Raw genomic sequence first — 16,587 nt, 5'->3', positions numbered from 1 at the left:
CTGACCCCGCGCCCACGCTTGTGGGTGCGGGCTTGCCTTAAACCCTTTCCCACACCTCAAAGCTGAACGCCGGCTTGTCATCCGCGGCGGCATGCAGTTCTTCTGACACCCGCTTCCATTGCGCCTGATCAAACTCAGGGAACCACGCATCGCCTTCCGGGCTCATCCCCACCCGCGTCAGGTACAACCGGTCGGCATCCGCCAGGCCCTGGGTGTACAACTGCGCGCCGCCAATCAACATGACTTCGCTTACGCCCTGCTCGGTTGCCCACTGCTCGGCACGCTCAACCGCGGCTTCAAGCGATGCAAACACCTCGGCACCTTCGAGCTGCAAATCGGCCTGACGACTGACCACCAGGTTCAATCGACCCGGCAACGGGCGCCCCAGGGAATCCCAGGTTTTGCGACCCATGATGATCGGCTTGCCCAGGGTGGTGGCCTTGAAGTATTTGAAATCCGCAGGCAAATGCCACGGCATGCTGTTGTCGACGCCGATCACGCGGTTTTCAGCGAGTGCCGCGATCAGGCTTAGGGGGAGTGATTTTTTCATGGCGCCGAGGATACCAGAGCGACCTGCGCCGACAGTACCCCGCCTGACTAACAGCGGTTATGCTCCTTGTTCACTTGAATGGAATGTCGCGTGACTCAACTTTCCCCATTACAACGCCTCTGGTTGACCGAGACCGTGCGCCTGCGCGAAGAACACGCAGGCCCGCTGGACGACCTGGAAGCCAATCGCCGTGCCCGAACCACGGCTGGCGACTTATCCACACGCCTGCAAAACCGTGCCCTGTGGCTGGCCGAACGCGATGGTTTGCTCAGTGCCATGCAGCACTGGCTGCAAGGCGCCCGGCTGGCGTTGCTGGTGCTGGCCGTTCTGGCCGTGATCAGCGGCGCCGGCCTTGCATTTGCGGCCCTGGGCGACGGGCAAACCCCGGTCAATGTGTTCTGGGCACTGGGCAGCCTGCTGGGGCTCAACCTGATACTGCTTCTGAGCTGGGCAACCGGCCTGCTGTTTGCCGGTGAACACGGCGCCAGCCTCGGCCGCCTGTGGCTGTGGCTCAGTGAAAAACTCGCCCGTGACGCCAAGGCCGCGCAATTGGCTCCCGCGTTATTGCTGTTGCTGCAACGGCGCAAACTCAATCGCTGGGCGCTCGGCACACTGGTCAATGGCCTGTGGCTACTGGCAATGCTCAGCGCGCTGGTGATGATGCTGTTGCTGATGGCCACCCGCCGCTACGGGTTTATCTGGGAGACCACTATTCTGGGCGCCGACGTCTTTGTCGCCGCCACCCGCGCCCTTGGCGCATTGCCCAACTGGCTGGGCATGAGCGTGCCGACCGTAGAGATGATCCGCATCAGCAACGATACCAGCCTCTACAACAACGAACTGGTGCGTCAGGCCTGGGCGGTCTGGCTGGTTGGCGTGGTACTGATTTACGGCGTACTGCCGCGCCTGCTTCTGGCAGCCTTGTGCCTGTGGCGCTGGAGAACCGGGCGCAACGCTCTGGAGCTGGATCTCAACCTGCCCGGCTACAGCCAGTTGCGCGAACGGCTGATGCCCAGCAGCGAACGCCTGGGCGTCAACGACATCGCCCCCGAGCAATTGCACAGCGTGCAGGGCGGGCACAGCGACCTGCACACCGATGGCGCATTGATCGTGGCCATTGAGCTGGACGACCAGCATCCGTGGCCACCCACCTTGCCGCCCACGGTCAAGGATGCGGGCATTCTCGACAGCCGCGAGTCCCGGCAAAAACTGCTCGAACAAATGACCCGCTTCCCTCCGGCCCGGCTTGCCATCGCTTGCGACCCGCGGCGCTCGCCGGACCGCGGCAGCCTGGCGCTGATCGGCGAACTGGCCCGCAGTGCCAGCGAGACCCGCGTGTGGCTGCTGCAAGCCCCGCCCGGCCAGGCGCTGGACGCCGACCGCCTGGGTGACTGGCACACTGCGCTGCAGCAACTGGGGCTGCCGTTCGCCGCCACTGCCCCCTTGAACTGGCTGGAGACAGGCCATGACTAAGCCACTGACGCTGGCCGTAGTCGGCCACACCAATGTCGGCAAAACCTCTTTGCTGCGCACCCTGACCCGGGATGTCGGCTTTGGCGAGGTGTCCCATCGTCCCAGTACCACGCGCCATGTCGAAGGTGCGCGATTGTCGGTAGACGGCGAGCCCCTGCTGGAGCTTTACGACACCCCGGGGCTTGAAGATGCCATCGCCCTGCTCGACTACCTTGAGCGTCTCGACCACCCCGGCGAACGCCTTGATGGCCCGGCGCGGGTGGCCCGGTTTCTTGAAGGCAGCGAGGCACGCCAGCGTTTTGAGCAGGAGGCCAAGGTACTGCGCCAACTGCTGGCATCGGACGCGGGGTTGTATGTGATCGACGCCCGTGAGCCGGTCCTGGCCAAGTACCGTGACGAACTCAGTGTGCTGGCCAGTTGCGGCAAGCCGCTGCTGCCGGTGCTCAATTTTGTCAGCAGCCCGCAGCACCGCGAGCCTGAATGGCGCGAAGCCCTGGCACGCCTTGGTTTGCATGCTCTGGTGCGGTTTGACAGCGTGGCCCCGCCCGAAGATGGCGAGCGCCGCTTGTATGAAAGCCTGGCCCTGCTGCTGGAACATTCACGGGAGGCGTTGCAGCGACTGATTACAGACCAGGAGGCTCAACGAGAAGCCCGCAAGCACAGTGCGCTGCGCTTGATCGCCGAGTTGCTGATCGACTGCGCCGCATGCCGTCGTAGCGTGATCAGCGAAAAAGCCGCCGAACAACAGGCCATCCAGCAACTGCGCGAAGCCATCCGCCAGCGTGAGCAGCGCTGCGTTGAAGCCATGCTCAAACTGTATGGCTTTCGTACCAGCGATGCGGCGGCCAGCGATTTGCCGTTGCTCGACGGGCGCTGGGGCGATGACTTGTTCAACCCCGAAACCCTCAAGCAACTGGGTGTGCGGGTCGGTAGCGGGATTGCTGCAGGCGCGGCGGCCGGGGCCGGTGTGGACTTGATGGTCGGAGGCCTGACCCTGGGTGCGGCCGCATTGGCCGGCGCCATTGCCGGTGGTGCGCTGCAGACCGCACGCAGCTATGGCAGCCGCTTGCTGGGCAAACTCAAGGGCCAGCGTGAATTGACCGTGGACGACAGCGTGTTGCGCCTGCTGGCCTTGCGCCAACGGCAATTGCTGCACGCCCTCAATGCCCGCGGGCATGCCGCTGTCGACAGCATCAAGGTCGCCACCCCACAGGACAAAACCTGGCGCGAAGGCAAATTGCCCGAAGCCCTGAACAAAGCCCGTGCGCACCCGCAATGGTCGTCTCTGAACCCCCATCCGAAGTTGAACCAGGCCGAGCGCCAGGAACAGATCGAGTGGCTGGCCACACACATCTGAAGACATTTTCTGTGGGAGCGGGTCTTTAACTGTTCAGCAGGCGGATGGCCTTGTCCTTCAGGATTTGCAGGTCAATGATGGGGACATGCTCTTGTTTGGCCTGCTCATCCCAGACCCGCATGCGCAGGCTCAACGCACACAGCGGATCTTGCTCGAATGCATCCGCCTCGGCCTCGCTCATCACCCCGCCCTGATACCCCAGCGTGCGAATGCTGGCCTCGCTCAGCAAGTCGTAGTACCCCGGCTGACGCAAGGTCAGGTAGCGCTTGGCCTGTACGTGGTATTCCACCAGCCTGGCCACCCGCTCGCTGAAACCTGCACGGCGCAAATAATTGGCGCCCACCCGCTCATGGCTGACCACGCCATAGCCCTCCATGTTCTTTGCATCATTGACGCAGAAGTGGCCAATATCGTGAAAGAACGCCGCCAATACCACTTCATCGTCACAGCCTTCGGCCAACGCTAACTGTGCGGCCTGGGACATATGCTCGATCTGGGACACCGGCTCGCCGATGTAATCGTCGGTGCCATATTGCCGATACAAGCCAAACACCTCTTCAACCACTTGCTGCGCAGCTGTCATCACATGTTCTCCAGCATCCGGGCGATATTGCCCTCGGCCATCGCCGGACCCACGCTCATGCCCACGCCGGTGTGCATCAGCGCCGCATTCAGCCCCGGTTCCACCTCCAGCCAGGTGAACGGCTTGGCCCCTTTTGCCCCATAGACACCCTGCCAACGCTCAACCACCCGGACTTCACAACCAAGGGTTTCCTCGCACAGCTGTAGCATCCAGTTATCAACCTGTTCACCGTTAAAGGGTGTTGGATCCCGGCTGTAATCGTGAGAATCGCCGACAATCAAGTCACCATAGGGCGTTGGGCTGATCAGCAGATGTATGCCGTGCTGATCCAGATGGGGGCTGGCTCGCAGGATTTCGTCCTGCACCGCCGCTGCTTGTGGCAAGTCGGCAAAGGCACCGTAATGCACACAGCTGAGCCCGGTCAGCAGGGCGTGCTGCAACTTCAAATCGACCTTGGGTCTCACACGCAGCATTTGCAGTCGGCAAATCTGCGGATTGAGCCGGGCCAGCGGCTCGGCCAGTAAAGTCAGGTAATCGTGCCCCGAACACACGATCACCTGCGAGCCCTTGAAACTGCCCGCCGTGGTGTGGACTTGACCGGGCTCGACCTCGCGTACCAGGGTCGAAAAATGAAACTCGACCCCCAGGTCACGCTGCAGATACGCAATCAATGCCGGGATCGCTTCCCGGGAATAGACCTGCTGATCGTCCAGACCGTGCAATGCAGCACGGTGATGGCTGAATTGACCGCCGTACAGCGCGTCCAGGTCTGCGCCGCGCAACAGTTCGGCACGATAGCCGAATTCGCTAGCGCGGCCTTGGCAAAAGGCGTCCAGCAGGTGCTCTTCGGCTTCGGTGCGGGCGAACAGGTATGAGCCATTACGCTTGAGCTCGAAACCGGCACGCTGCGCCCAGTCGGCCCAGACAGGGCGGCTGGCCCGGGCCAGATCAAGCATCACGCCGGGCGGTTGGCCGGTGACCAGGGCCTGGCCAAAGTTGCGCACCGAAGCGCCCAAGGGCGTAGCCGTACGCTCGAATACGCGCACCTTGAGCCCGCGTCTTGCAGCGGCGTAGGCGTGGGACAAGCCCAGAATGCCAGCGCCGACGATAAGGATTGGTTGAGTCATCACGATGTCCTGAAGGGCAACTTCACTTCCCTTGTGGGAGCGGACTTGCTCGCGATACAAACGCGCGGTGCGGCTGTCCAACCGCAGCGATCCAATCGCGGGCAAGCCCGCCCCCACAGGTCTTTTGTGGCTACAAAACTACTGCGCCGCTTTCTCGGACTTGCCGTCATAGCGTTTGCGCCACTCGGCCAGGATGCTGTCGCGGTTCTGCGAGGCCCAGGCGAAGTCGTTCTTGATCAGGCGCTGCTCGTAGTCGGCTGGCAGTTCGGTCTGTGGCTTGGCAATGCCGGGCTGGGCGAGTACGGCGAAGTTCTCTTTATAAAGCTCCATCGCTGCGGGGCTGGCGGAGAAGTCAGCCAGCTTCTTGGCGGCTTCTTCGTGGGGCGTCCCCTTGATCACGGCAGTGGCTTCGATTTCCCAACCCAGGCCTTCTTTTGGCAACACGATGTCCAGCGGGGCACCCTGGCGCTTGAGCTGTACCGCCGGATATTCAAACGAAATACCGATCGGGAATTCCCCCGAAGCGGCCAACTTGCAAGGCTTGGAGCCGGAGTGAACGTACTGGCCGATGTTCTGGTGCAGGTCGTCCATGTACTGCCAACCCTGCTTCTCGCCAAAGGTCTGCAACCACGCGCTCACGTCCAGAAAGCCGGTACCGGATGAAGCCGGGTTGGGCATGACGATCTTGCCCTTGTACTCGGGCTTGGTCAGGTCTTGCCAGCTCACCGGCTTGGTCAGGCCCTGTTTCTCGGCTTCGATGGTGTTGAAGCAAATGGTCGCAGCCCACACGTCCATCCCCACCCAGGCAGGCGGATTGGCAGCATCGCGGTAGTTGACGCCAATCTTGGCCAGATCCTTGGGCGCGTAGCTTTGCAGCATGCCTTGCTGATCCAGGATCGCCAGGCTGGACGCAGCCAGGCCCCATACGGCATCGGCTTGCGGGCGGGCTTTTTCAGCCAGCAGTTTGGCCGTGATGATGCCCGTGGAATCGCGCACCCACTTGATCTCAACGTCCGGGTTGGCCTTCTCGAAAGCCTGCTTATAGGTCTTGAGCTGCTCGGCTTCGAGGGCCGTGTATACGGTCAGCTCGGTTTTCGCAGCAAACGCATTGAAGCTAAAAGCGGTGAGGACAGCAGCGGCAAGGGCAAGTGGCTTGAACATGGTGCGGTTCCTTTACGGTTGTAGGGGCAGAGTTGTGTGGGCACGCATCATTGCGCAGGAGCGCCCTGGCGCCAGGCCTGGGAGCGGCTCAGCAAGCCGCGCGAAGCCCGGGCCAGCAGCAGGAACACACCCGCCGAGGTGAACAGGATCAGGGTCGACATGGCCGCCGCGCCGCCCACGTTGCCGGCGTCGTCCATGTTCAGCACCGCCACCGCTGCAAGGATGGTGTCGGGGCTGTAGAGGAAGATCGCCGCCGAAACGGTGGTCATCGCCGAGACAAACAGGTAGCGGATGATGTCCAGCAGCGCTGGCAGGCAGATCGGCACGGTGACGCGCCAGTAATGGCGGTACAGCGGCGCTTTCAGCGACAGCGCGGCCGCTTCGAATTCGCCGTCGAGCTGGCGCAGCGCAGTGGTGGCGGTCATTTGTGCGGTGGTCAAATAATGAGCAATGGTGCACACCACCAGCAGGGTCATGGTGCCGTAGAGCACGTGAAGCGGGTTGCCGGGCAAATTGAAAAAGAACACGTAGCCCAGGCCAAGCACCAGGCCGGGCACCGCCATCGGCACGAAGCTGAGCATGCGCAGGGCCAGGGTCAGTCCCTTCTGGCCCCTGGTTTTCTCCATCAGGTAGGCACCGGTGAAGATGACTGCACTGCCGATCAAGGCCGTGCACAGCGCCATCGTCACGCTGTTGCGATAGGCCAGCCAGCCGCCGCCGGCCGTGTCGCCGAACTGGTAGTGCTTGAGCGACAACGACAGGTTGTACGGCCAGAACGTGACCAGCGACGAGTACACGGCCATGCCGAACACCAGCAGCAGGATGGCGCAGATCAGCAGCACGATGGCCAGGTAGCAGCGGTCACGCACCTTGGAAGGCATGGGCTTGAACACTTGGGCGCGGCCGCTCATGGCATCGCCGTGCTGGCGGCGCAGCCAGGCATCGACCCCGAAGCTGAACAGCGCAGGCAGCAACAAGACCATGCCGATCAGGGCACCGCGACCGAATTGCTGCTGACCGACCACGGCCTTGTAGGCTTCCAGCGCCAGCACTTGATAGTCACCGCCCACCACCACAGGCACCCCGAAGTCAGTGATGGTCAGGGTGAACACCAGGCAGAACGCTGCGAACACCGCCTGCCGGGTGCCCGGCCAGGTGATGCTGCGAAAGGCTTTGAATGGCCCGGCACCCATGCTCGATGCCGCATCAAACAAACGTGCATCGGCCAGCGACAAGGCCGACAGCAAAATCATCAACGCGTGGGGGAAGGTATAAATCACTTCGCCGAGCACGATTCCCCAGAAGCCGTAGATGTTGTCCGAAATCAGCCCGCGCAACATGCCCTGATTACCGAACAGGTAGACCAGTGCAATGCCGGGCAACATCGACGGAGCCATCAGCGGCAACAGGGACATGCCGCGCCAGATGCGTTTGCCGGGGATCAGGGTGCGTTGCAGGGCGTAGGCAAACAGATAGGCCAGCGGCACGACAATGGCCGCTACGCTGAGCGCCACTTTGAGGCTATTGCCCACCAGCCAGTGGAAATTATCGCTGGTGACCAGCTCCCGAGCGGCAACCCAACCACCGCCCTGCCCCTCTTCGGCGCTCAAGCCGCGCCAGAAGATCGCCAGCAACGGCATCAACACGGCAACCCCCAGCAGCAGCAGTAAAAGCAGTTTGCCGCCGACTACAAAAATGCGGTCGCCGAGCTCAGCGCGGGTAGTCTTGCGGGGCAGGTTGCCGGGCAGTGGCAGGGCCATATCAGCAGCCATCTCAGGCAAACACCTGCAAGCTGCCCGGGGGCAGGGCGACGAAAATGTCCGGGGCGCCAAGGCGCGGCAAGTCCTGGCTACCGACTTCGGCAGTCAGCGCATGGCCCGGCAAGTGGTTGAGTTCAAAACTCATGCGGCAACGATTGCCCAGAAAGGTGATTTCTCGCACCCGCGCCGGGAACAGATTTTCCTGATGCAGCACCGGGTTCACGCTGATGGCTTCAGGGCGACAAAACAGACGGCCCGAGGCGGCACGCCCGGCATCGTCTGCCAGGCGCATGTTCATCCCGCCGACCTGGGCGTGGCTGGCGCTGTTGCGCTGGAACGGCAGCCAGTTGCCCTGCCCCACAAACTCGGCCACGAACGGGGTGGCCGGTTTGTCGTAGATTTCCTGCGGGGTGGCGTATTGCTCGACCTTACCGTTGTTCATCACGGCAATGCGGTCGGCCATCAACATGGCCTCGTCCTGGTTGTGCGTCACCATCAGCGTAGTGATGCCCAGGCTGCGCTGGAGTTGGCGCAGTTCGGTACACAAGTGCTCACGCACACGGGCATCCAGTGCCGACATCGGCTCGTCGAGCAACAACAAGGACGGCGAAGGAGCCAGGGCGCGGGCCAGGGCAACGCGCTGTTGCTGGCCACCCGACAACTGCCCCGGGTATTTCTTTTCGCTGCCGGTCAGGCCCACCAGTTCGAGCATGTCGCCAACGCGCTTGCGCACCACATCACGATTGCTGCCCGCCAGGCCATAAGCGATGTTGGCTTCAACGGTCAGATTGGGAAACAAGGCGTAGGACTGAAACAGAATCCCGTAGTCACGGGCTTGCGGTGCCAGCTCGGACACATCGCGATCACCCAGATACAGCGCGCCGTCGTCCTGGCGTTCAAGCCCCGCAATGCACCGCAGCAGCGTGGTCTTGCCGCAACCTGACGGCCCGAGCAGGCACACCAGTTCCCCTGCGGCCACCTCCAGCGAGACGCTGTCCAGCGCGGTAAAGGCGCCAAAGCGTTTGCTGACATTGCGCACCCTCATCGGTACGCCGGGTTGGGTCAAAGCGGTTGCGTTCGAGCTGTTCATGGATGCACCTCATCAAGCAGATGGGGGTCATCCTAGAGACGCAATGCGTACAGGATATGGCAGCAAGGCCAAAGCTGCCGATAGTGGTATTGGTGGATTTGGGTAGTGAAGGCTGCGATCGAGCCCGCAGGGGTCGCGCTGTTTCACGTACGAAGGTCCTTTGGCCCTTATCGCAGCCTTCGGCAGCGACTACAAAAGCCTCAGGCCGGGGCCATCTCTTGCGCCAGCCCCAGAAAAGCCGCTGGCAAACGCGCCGATTTACGCTCTTTGAGGCAGTACAGGTATTCGTGGATGACCGGCGCATTTTCCAGGGTCAGCACCCGGAGCTGCGGGTCGTGGGGCACTTCTTGCCGGGCAATGATGCTGATGCCGATGTTGCGCAGCACGGCCTCGCGGATCGATTCCCGGCTACCGATTTCCAGCAGCGGGCCAAAGCTGACACCGGCGCTTTCAAGCAGTTCTTCCGTCAACTTGCGCGTGGTCGAACCCTGTTCGCGCATCAACAGACAATGCCCGGCCAGCGCACTCAACGGCACGTGCTCAAGGTTGGCCAGCGGGTGATTGCGATGCACCGCCAGCACCAGCGGATCGGCGCCGAGTACGCGGCGAATCAGGCGCGGGTCTTCGAGTAATTGCGACGAGGCCGCAATGTCGACCCGGTATTCATCCAGCGCTTCAAGCACCTGCTGGGAATTGCCGATGTCCACCGACACTTCGATCTGCGGCAAGCGTTCGCGAAAGGCCTTCACCAGATCGAGGATGTAATACGGTGCCGTGGCGGCGATACGCAAGGTGCCGTTGCCCTGGCCGCTGTTGCGCAAAAAGAACTCGATGTCGGCTTCTTGCTGGAGCAGCGCCTTGACCATCGGCAGCAGACGCACGCCCTCATCGCTGAGTGTCAGGCGCCGGCCGCCACGGTAGAACAGCTCCACGGCGTACTGGCTTTCGAGGTTACGGATCTGCGTGGTCACGGTCGGCTGGCTAAGCCCGAGCTTTTTTGCGGCCTGAGTAATGCTGCCCAACTGGGCCACCCGGTAAAACGCTTTCAGCTCGGCACTCAGCACAGCGGCCTCTCTTGCTCTATTTGCGCAACAGGCGCAAACCGTTGAACACCACCAACAGACTCACGCCCATGTCGGCAAACACGGCCATCCACATGGTGGCCATACCGAGGAAGGTTACCGCAAGAAAGATCGCTTTGATGACCAATGCCAGGGCAATGTTCTGCTTGAGGATGCTGGAGGTCTGGCGTGACAGGCGAATGAATGCCGGGATCTTGCGCAGATCGTCGTCCATCAGGGCGACATCGGCCGTCTCAATCGCAGTATCCGTGCCCGCAGCAGCCATCGCAAAACCAATCTCGGCGCGGGCCAGGGCGGGGGCGTCGTTGATTCCGTCACCCACCATGCCCACGTGATGCCCCTTGGCATACAGGGCTTCGATCGCCTTGAGCTTGTCCTCCGGCAGCAAGTTGCCTTGCGCTTCGTCGATGCCGACCTGGGCCGCAATGGCACTGGCGGTGTGCGGGTTGTCGCCGGTAAGCATCAAGGTTTTGATGCCCAGCTCATGCAATTCCCGAATCGCTTCGCGGCTGGTCTCCTTGACGGTGTCTGCTACCGCGAAAAGCGCCATCGGGCCTGAGTTGTCGCACAGTAAGATGACTGTTTTACCCTGCTCTTCCAGGGCAAACAGCTTTTCTTCAAGGGCAGGCGAGCACAGGCCCAGTTCCTCTACCAGTCGGTGGTTGCCCAAGTGGTAAAGCTTGCCGTCTATCTCGCCACGCACACCGCGACCCGCCAGGGCGGCGAAGTTATCCACAGCGCTCAGTTGCAGGTTTTTATCCACAGCCGCAGTGGCGACCGCCAGTGAGACCGGGTGATCGGAGCGCGAGGCCAGGCTTGCGGCCAACAACACGGCGCTGTCGGTGACCAACGGTTCAAGGGGCAGGTAATCGGTTTGCACCGGTTTGCCGTGGGTGATGGTGCCCGTCTTGTCGAGCGCCAGAAAGTCGAGTTTGTGGCCGCTTTCCAGGTACACACCGCCCTTGACCAAAATCCCCTTGCGGGCCGCTGCCGCCAGGCCGCTGACGATGGTGACCGGTGTCGAGATCACCAGCGCACACGGGCAGGCCACGACCAGCAGCACCAGTGCGCGATAGATCCAGTCGAACCAGACGCCGCCCATGAACAGGGGCGGAATCACAGCCACTGCCAAGGCGAAAACGAACACCAGCGGGGTATAGATTTTCGAGAAGCTGTCGACGAAGCGCTGGGTTGGCGCCCGAGCGCCCTGGGCTTGCTCCACGGCGTGAATGATCCGCGCCAGCGTCGAGTTGTTGGCCGCTGCCGTCACCCGGTACTCCAGGGCACCGGCCTGGTTGATGGTGCCCGCGAAGACTTTATCGCCCACTGTCTTCTCGATGGGCAGGCTTTCACCGGTGATCGGCGCCTGATCGATCGTCGAACTGCCCGCGATCACTTCGCCGTCCAGGCCGATCCGCTCGCCTGGGCGCACCCGCACGATGGCGCCAAGCGCGATGTCTTTGACCTCAAGCTCGATCCAGCTGCCATCCGCCTGTTGCACGGTGGCCTTGTCCGGTGCCATTTGCATCAGTCCGCTGATGGCATTGCGTGCGCGGTCGAGGGATTTGGCCTCGATCAACTCAGCCACGGTAAACAGGAACATCACCATGGCAGCTTCTGGCCACTGACCGATCAACACCGCGCCAGTCACCGCAATGCTCATCAACGCATTGATATTCAGGTTGAGGTTTTTCAGGGCAATCCAGCCCTTTTTGTAGGTGGTCAGGCCGCCGCTGAGGATCGACACCAAGGCCACCAGCGCGATCACCCACGTAGGCGCCGCATCGGTGAAGTGCAGGACTTCCGCCGCCAGTGCCCCCACACCGGCTACCGCCAGCGGCCACCAGTGTTTTTTGACGGGTGGCGCAGCCGGGGCCGCCTCTGCCCCGGACTCAATGGGGTCGGCCACCATGCCAAGGGATTTGATCGCCGCGATAATCGGTTCGGTCGACGGCAGGTCGTGGGTCACGCCCAGCACCCGGTTGATCAGGTTGAATTCCAGCTGCTGCACACCCGCCAGCTTCCCCAGCTTGTTCTGGATCAGCGTTTGCTCGGTAGGGCAATCCATTGCTTCGATACGAAAGTTGCTCAGCCGAGCCCCCGCCGTAGGGGCAGCGCCGAGCTTGATCACGCTGGGGCCCGCCGCGGTCGAACAGCAGCTGTGGCCATGACTGGCGTGGTCATGCTTTTTGCCATGATCGTGGTCGTGCTTGTGCGGGGTGTGAATGGAATCGCTCATCAGGTTGCGTCCGGAAAAGGTGCCTGTTGCCAAGTAAAGACCCTGTAGCCACTATAGGGTCAAGCAACCTTTCGGAGATAAACGCGATGAAAATTGGTGAACTGGCTAAATTGACCGATTGTCAGGTCGAAACCATCCGTTATTACGAGCGCGAAGGGTTGCTGCCGGAGCCCGCGCGCAGTGAAGGCAATTACCGCTTGTACACCCAGGCTCACGTGGAGCGGCTGACGTTCATCCGCAATTGCCGCAGCCTGGACATGACCCTCGAAGAAATCCGCAGCCTGCTCAACCTGCGCGACAGCCCGCAGGACCAGTGCGAAAGCGTGAACGCACTGATCGACGAGCATATTCATCACGTCAAGGCACGGATCGACGGCTTGCTGGCCTTGCAGACACAACTGCTCGACCTGCGCCAACGGTGTGGCGAAGGGCCGAACGGGGAACATTGCGGAATTTTGCAGCAGCTGGAAGTCAGCGGATCGGTCAGCACGCCGGAAGGCGAACCCAGCCATGTAGGCAGAAGCCACGGGCATTGACACCACCCTGTAGCCGCTGCCGCAGGCTGCGACAAGGGCCGAAGGACCTTCGCTCTTGAAAAAGCGCGACCCCTTCGGGCTCGATCGCAGCCTGCGGCAGCGACTACAGGGTTGGCGTTGAAGGTTTACACCGCCATCGGCGCGGTCATTGGCGCGTGGTGCTGATAGCCTTCGAGGCTGAAGTCGCTCGGCTCGATCAGGCCCAGCCACTCCGGCTGATACACGCCCGTCTTGGCGAATTCCGGCACGCGATCCGAGATCACCAGTTTAGGCATCGGGAACGGTTCACGGGTCAGTTGCTCATTGAGCATGTCCAGGTGGTTTTCATACACATGGGCATCGCCGATGAAGTAGGTGAACCAACGTGGCGTGTACCCGGTCAGACGGCCGATGAGGCTCAGCAGTGCAGCACCTTCGGTCAGGTTGAACGGTGTGCCCAGGCCCAGGTCGTTGGAACGGATGTACAGAGTCAGGGAAATTTCCCTGGTCTCGACATTCGGGTGGAACTGATACAGCAAATGGCACGGCGGCAGGGCCATTTCGTCGAGCTGGGCACAGTTCCAGCCGTGGAACAGAATACGGCGGCTGCCCGGGTCATTGATGATGGTGTCGACACACTGGCGCACCTGATCAATGGCTTTGTACAGCACCAAGTAGGCCTGACCGTCTTCTTCACCTTCGGCAATCTGGCGATAGCCCTGGCTCAGGCACAACTCGATAGCCGCCTGGTTGCTGCGCTCGATTTGCTTGTAAGCCGGCCATTTGCGCCATTGCACGCCGTAGATTTCGCCCAGGTCGTCTTCACCCTGGCGGAACGGGTTGGCCAGCCACTGGGCGTTTTCGTTGGCGTTCTGGTCCCACACCTTGCAACCCAGCGCACGGAAATCGGCGGCGCTGTTGACCGGACGCAGGAAGCCGCACATCTCGCCAATGGCAGATTTGAACGCCATGCGTCGGGTGGTGATGGCCGGGAAGCCTTCCTTGAGGTCATAGCGCAACATGGCGCCGGGCAGACTGATGGTCTTCACGCCGGTGCGGTTGGCTTGCAGGGTGCCGTTTTTGATGACGTTGGCAACGAGGTCGAGATATTGCTTCATGGTTTTCCTACCGTTTGAATGCAGGGCGTTGTGCGCCCTGCGATTCGAATTTAAAGCGCAGCTTTGTTAGCCGCTGGATCGCGGTGGTAAGCCCACCAGATCAGGAACAGGCCGCCCGCGATCATCGGGATGCAGAGAATTTGCCCCATCGTCACCCAGCCGAACGCCAGATAGCCTAGCTGGGCATCCGGTACACGGACGAATTCGACGATAAAGCGGAAGATGCCGTAGAACAGGGCGAACATCCCGGACACCGCCATGGTTGGCCGAGGTTTACGCGAGTACAGCCAAAGAATCAGGAACAGTGCCACACCTTCCAGCGCAAACTGATAAAGCTGCGACGGATGGCGCGCCAGTTGCTGCGGGTCGGTAGGGAAGATCATCGCCCACGGCACATCACTGGCCTTGCCCCACAGTTCGGCGTTGATGAAGTTGCCGATACGCCCCGCACCCAGGCCAATCGGCACCACAGGGGCGATAAAGTCCATGATCTGGAAGAACGATTTGCCGTTGCGCTTGCCGAACCACCAGACAGCCAGCATCACGCCGATCAGGCCACCGTGGAACGCCATGCCGCCTTTCCACACTTCAAAAATCAGCAGCGGGTTGGCGATGTAGGCGCTCAGGTCGTAAAACAGCACATAGCCCAAACGCCCCCCGACAATCACGCCCATGGCCACCCAGAACACCAGGTCGGAGAGTTTCTCCTTGGTCCAGGTCGGGTCGAAGCGGTTAAGGCGTCGCGACAGGATCAGCCAGGCAGCGCCAATGCCGATCAGGTACATCAAGCCATACCAATGGATTTTCAGCGGTCCGATGGCCAGTGCCACCGGGTCAATCTGCGGGTAAGGCAGCATTGCGACTCCTTGTTAGATCAGGAAACTCAAACCGACACAGAACAACAGTGCGGCAAACAGCCGTTTCAGCAGGCGTGGCGAAAGCTTGTGGGCCAGTCGCGCACCAAAACGGGCGAAAAACATGCTGGTCAGGGCAATCCCGAGCAGCGCCGGCAAGTAGACAAAACCGAGACTATGCGCGGGCAGGTCGGGGTTATGCCAGCCAATGATCATGAAACTTAATGCACCCACCAGCGCAATCGGCAATCCGCAGGCCGCCGAGGTGGCTACGGCTTGCTGCATCGGCACACTGCGCCAGCTCAGGAATGGCACGGTCAGCGAACCACCACCGATGCCGAAAATCGCCGAAGCCCAGCCAATCACGGTGCCCGCCAGGGTCAGACCGAACTTGCCCGGCACCGTGCCGCTGGCCTTGGGCTGCAACCCCAGGGCCATTTGCACGGCAATCAGCAGGGCGAACACGCCAATAATTTTCTGCAAGTGAGGACCGGCAATCGCTTCTGCCGTGATCGCACCAATACCCGCGCCTATCAGAATGCCCAGTGTCATCCAGACAAACAGCGGCCAGCGCACGGCGCCTTTGCGGTTGTGCTCACGAATCGAGTTGATCGAGGTAAAAATGATCGTGGCCAATGACGTACCCACGGCCAGATGGGTCAGCACCTCGCTGTCAAAACCCTGCAAGGTGAAGCTGAACACCAGCACCGGCACGATGATTATTCCGCCACCGACCCCGAACAGCCCGGCCAGCACGCCCGCAAAACCTCCCAGCACCAGATAGAGCAGAAATTCCATGACGCCCCCCAAATTTGATCCGCATGGTAACGGAGCAAGGGCTTTGGCTCCACTGCGCTGCAGTGGTATGGCGCGACCGGCCTGAGCAATCTATAAGTAGAGTGATTAAAAAAACATTAAGGACTGCCCATGTGTCTGATTGTCTTCGCCTGGCGCCCCGGCCATGCACAGCCTTTGGTCGTTGCGGCCAACCGCGATGAGTTTTATGCGCGCCCCGCCAAACCCTTTGCCCAATGGGCCAATGCGCCCCAGGTGTATGCTGGCCGCGACCTTGAGGCGGGCGGAACCTGGCTGGGGATTGGTGCTGACGGGCGCTTTGCGGCACTGACCAATATCCGCGAACCCCACAAGCCACCTTCGCGGCGTTCACGAGGTGAATTGGTGGCGGACTTCTTGACCGGCAACCAGTCCATTGCAGAGTACTTCACGCAAGTTGGGCGACGTTCCGTCGAATATGCCGGCTTTAACCTGCTTTTGGGCACCCGCGATCAACTCTGGCACTTCAACTCCAAAGACCTGGCGCCACAGCCGCTGAGCGAAGGTATTTATGGATTGTCGAATGCCGGGCTCGACACTCCCTGGCCCAAGCTGATGAAGGCCAAGGCAGCGCTGGCCGAGGTACTCGACGACCCGCAACCGCAAGCCCTGCTGGCCTTGCTCAAAGACTCGCAAACCGCACCCTTTAGCGAACTGCCGGATACCGGTGTGGGGCTGGCCACAGAAAGCCTGCTGTCGAGTGTGTTCATTGCCAGTCCCAGCTACGGCACTCGCGCCAGCACGGCGCTGATCATCAATGCTGACGGTTCAAGGTTGGTGGTGGAGCACAGCTTCGGACCGCTCGGGGGGCGGCTGGGGGAAGTGAGGATAGAAGCCTGAGGGC

Annotated in this window: 15 protein-coding genes; 4 read left to right on the top strand and 11 right to left on the bottom strand. The window is 61.5% G+C overall.

What is annotated here, in order from left to right; translation table 11 throughout:
- Positions 1-37 precede the first annotated feature (37 nt).
- Entirely contained in the window at positions 38-550 is a 513-nt protein-coding gene (locus tag V6P94_RS04290; RefSeq protein ID WP_133075140.1) for a dihydrofolate reductase, read from the bottom strand.
- Between the two features lie 90 nt (positions 551-640).
- Here V6P94_RS04290 and V6P94_RS04285 point away from each other — a divergent pair, with 90 nt between their 5' ends.
- Both V6P94_RS04285 and V6P94_RS04280 read left to right on the top strand, forming a co-directional pair.
- Positions 641-2,023 carry a DUF2868 domain-containing protein gene (locus V6P94_RS04285; protein WP_133075139.1) on the top strand — a complete coding sequence of 461 codons (1,383 nt, stop codon included), beginning with the start codon at positions 641-643 and terminating at the stop codon, positions 2,021-2,023.
- Entirely contained in the window at positions 2,016-3,380 is a 1,365-nt protein-coding gene (locus V6P94_RS04280; RefSeq protein WP_133075138.1) for a GTPase/DUF3482 domain-containing protein, read from the top strand. Before V6P94_RS04285 ends, V6P94_RS04280 begins: the two co-directional genes overlap by 8 nt.
- A 25-nt stretch (positions 3,381-3,405) precedes the next feature.
- Here V6P94_RS04280 and V6P94_RS04275 read toward each other — a convergent pair whose 3' ends face one another.
- From V6P94_RS04275 to V6P94_RS04245, 7 genes are all read right to left on the bottom strand, one after another.
- Positions 3,406-3,963: a phosphonate degradation HD-domain oxygenase gene (locus tag V6P94_RS04275; RefSeq protein ID WP_133075137.1), complete on the bottom strand. Its 558-nt coding sequence runs from the start codon at positions 3,961-3,963 to the stop codon at positions 3,406-3,408.
- On the bottom strand, positions 3,963-5,090 hold the full coding sequence (locus tag V6P94_RS04270; protein WP_219262681.1) for a TIGR03364 family FAD-dependent oxidoreductase: 1,128 nt from the start codon (positions 5,088-5,090) through the stop codon (positions 3,963-3,965). The genes V6P94_RS04275 and V6P94_RS04270 overlap by 1 nt, the downstream gene beginning before the upstream one ends.
- A gap of 138 nt (positions 5,091-5,228) precedes the next feature.
- On the bottom strand, positions 5,229-6,251 hold the full coding sequence (locus V6P94_RS04265; RefSeq protein WP_133075135.1) for a putative 2-aminoethylphosphonate ABC transporter substrate-binding protein: 1,023 nt from the start codon (positions 6,249-6,251) through the stop codon (positions 5,229-5,231).
- 47 nt (positions 6,252-6,298) lie between these two features.
- Positions 6,299-8,023, bottom strand: a complete 1,725-nt coding sequence (locus V6P94_RS04260; protein ID WP_326398681.1) for a putative 2-aminoethylphosphonate ABC transporter permease subunit — start codon at positions 8,021-8,023, stop codon at positions 6,299-6,301.
- Position 8,024: 1 nt separating this feature from the next.
- Positions 8,025-9,101, bottom strand: coding sequence for a putative 2-aminoethylphosphonate ABC transporter ATP-binding protein (locus V6P94_RS04255; RefSeq protein ID WP_133075133.1), 1,077 nt, complete (start codon positions 9,099-9,101; stop codon positions 8,025-8,027).
- A gap of 200 nt (positions 9,102-9,301) precedes the next feature.
- Positions 9,302-10,165, bottom strand: a complete 864-nt coding sequence (locus tag V6P94_RS04250) for a LysR family transcriptional regulator (protein WP_133075132.1) — start codon at positions 10,163-10,165, stop codon at positions 9,302-9,304.
- A gap of 16 nt (positions 10,166-10,181) precedes the next feature.
- Entirely contained in the window at positions 10,182-12,422 is a 2,241-nt protein-coding gene (locus V6P94_RS04245; RefSeq protein WP_133075131.1) for a heavy metal translocating P-type ATPase, read from the bottom strand.
- Positions 12,423-12,508: 86 nt separating this feature from the next.
- Between V6P94_RS04245 and cadR the strand changes: the two genes are divergently transcribed.
- Positions 12,509-12,958, top strand: coding sequence for a Cd(II)/Pb(II)-responsive transcriptional regulator (cadR, locus tag V6P94_RS04240; protein WP_133075130.1), 450 nt, complete (start codon positions 12,509-12,511; stop codon positions 12,956-12,958).
- A 125-nt stretch (positions 12,959-13,083) separates the two neighbouring features.
- Here cadR and V6P94_RS04235 read toward each other — a convergent pair whose 3' ends face one another.
- From V6P94_RS04235 to V6P94_RS04225, 3 genes are read right to left on the bottom strand one after another with little or no spacing between them, the layout of a single operon-like run.
- Positions 13,084-14,055: a thymidylate synthase gene (locus V6P94_RS04235; RefSeq protein ID WP_133075129.1), complete on the bottom strand. Its 972-nt coding sequence runs from the start codon at positions 14,053-14,055 to the stop codon at positions 13,084-13,086.
- Between the two features lie 50 nt (positions 14,056-14,105).
- Positions 14,106-14,912, bottom strand: coding sequence for a prolipoprotein diacylglyceryl transferase (gene lgt / locus V6P94_RS04230; protein WP_133075128.1), 807 nt, complete (start codon positions 14,910-14,912; stop codon positions 14,106-14,108).
- Positions 14,913-14,924: 12 nt separating this feature from the next.
- Complete coding sequence (locus V6P94_RS04225) at positions 14,925-15,707, bottom strand: sulfite exporter TauE/SafE family protein (protein WP_133075127.1); 783 nt, start codon at positions 15,705-15,707, stop codon at positions 14,925-14,927.
- Positions 15,708-15,836: 129 nt separating this feature from the next.
- On the opposite strand from V6P94_RS04225, the gene V6P94_RS04220 reads away from it, so the two are divergent.
- A complete protein-coding gene (locus V6P94_RS04220; RefSeq protein WP_133075126.1) occupies positions 15,837-16,583 on the top strand; it encodes an NRDE family protein in 747 nt (248 codons plus the stop codon).
- Positions 16,584-16,587: the final 4 nt, after the last annotated feature.

The sequence above is a fragment of the Pseudomonas sp. ML2-2023-3 genome, assembly GCF_037055275.1.
In the GTDB taxonomy this organism is placed as follows: Bacteria; Pseudomonadota; Gammaproteobacteria; order Pseudomonadales; family Pseudomonadaceae; genus Aquipseudomonas.
Note: the sequence above shows the minus strand (reverse complement) of the source record. Positions and strands in the feature narration are given on the sequence as shown.

What these genes read in the sequence shown, in the direction of transcription:
- cadR (WP_133075130.1), top strand. Translation starts at nt 12,509, where the DNA reads ATGAAAATTGGTGAACTGGCTAAATTGACCGATTGTCAGGTCGAAACC.
- lgt (WP_133075128.1), bottom strand. Translation starts at nt 14,912, where the DNA reads ATGCTGCCTTACCCGCAGATTGACCCGGTGGCACTGGCCATCGGACCG.
- V6P94_RS04235 (WP_133075129.1), bottom strand. Translation starts at nt 14,055, where the DNA reads ATGAAGCAATATCTCGACCTCGTTGCCAACGTCATCAAAAACGGCACC.
- V6P94_RS04260 (WP_326398681.1), bottom strand. Translation starts at nt 8,023, where the DNA reads ATGGCTGCTGATATGGCCCTGCCACTGCCCGGCAACCTGCCCCGCAAG.
- V6P94_RS04275 (WP_133075137.1), bottom strand. Translation starts at nt 3,963, where the DNA reads ATGACAGCTGCGCAGCAAGTGGTTGAAGAGGTGTTTGGCTTGTATCGG.
- V6P94_RS04220 (WP_133075126.1), top strand. Translation starts at nt 15,837, where the DNA reads ATGTGTCTGATTGTCTTCGCCTGGCGCCCCGGCCATGCACAGCCTTTG.
- V6P94_RS04270 (WP_219262681.1), bottom strand. Translation starts at nt 5,090, where the DNA reads ATGACTCAACCAATCCTTATCGTCGGCGCTGGCATTCTGGGCTTGTCC.
- V6P94_RS04280 (WP_133075138.1), top strand. Translation starts at nt 2,016, where the DNA reads ATGACTAAGCCACTGACGCTGGCCGTAGTCGGCCACACCAATGTCGGC.
- V6P94_RS04255 (WP_133075133.1), bottom strand. Translation starts at nt 9,101, where the DNA reads ATGAACAGCTCGAACGCAACCGCTTTGACCCAACCCGGCGTACCGATG.
- V6P94_RS04265 (WP_133075135.1), bottom strand. Translation starts at nt 6,251, where the DNA reads ATGTTCAAGCCACTTGCCCTTGCCGCTGCTGTCCTCACCGCTTTTAGC.
- V6P94_RS04290 (WP_133075140.1), bottom strand. Translation starts at nt 550, where the DNA reads ATGAAAAAATCACTCCCCCTAAGCCTGATCGCGGCACTCGCTGAAAAC.
- V6P94_RS04245 (WP_133075131.1), bottom strand. Translation starts at nt 12,422, where the DNA reads ATGAGCGATTCCATTCACACCCCGCACAAGCACGACCACGATCATGGC.
- V6P94_RS04225 (WP_133075127.1), bottom strand. Translation starts at nt 15,707, where the DNA reads ATGGAATTTCTGCTCTATCTGGTGCTGGGAGGTTTTGCGGGCGTGCTG.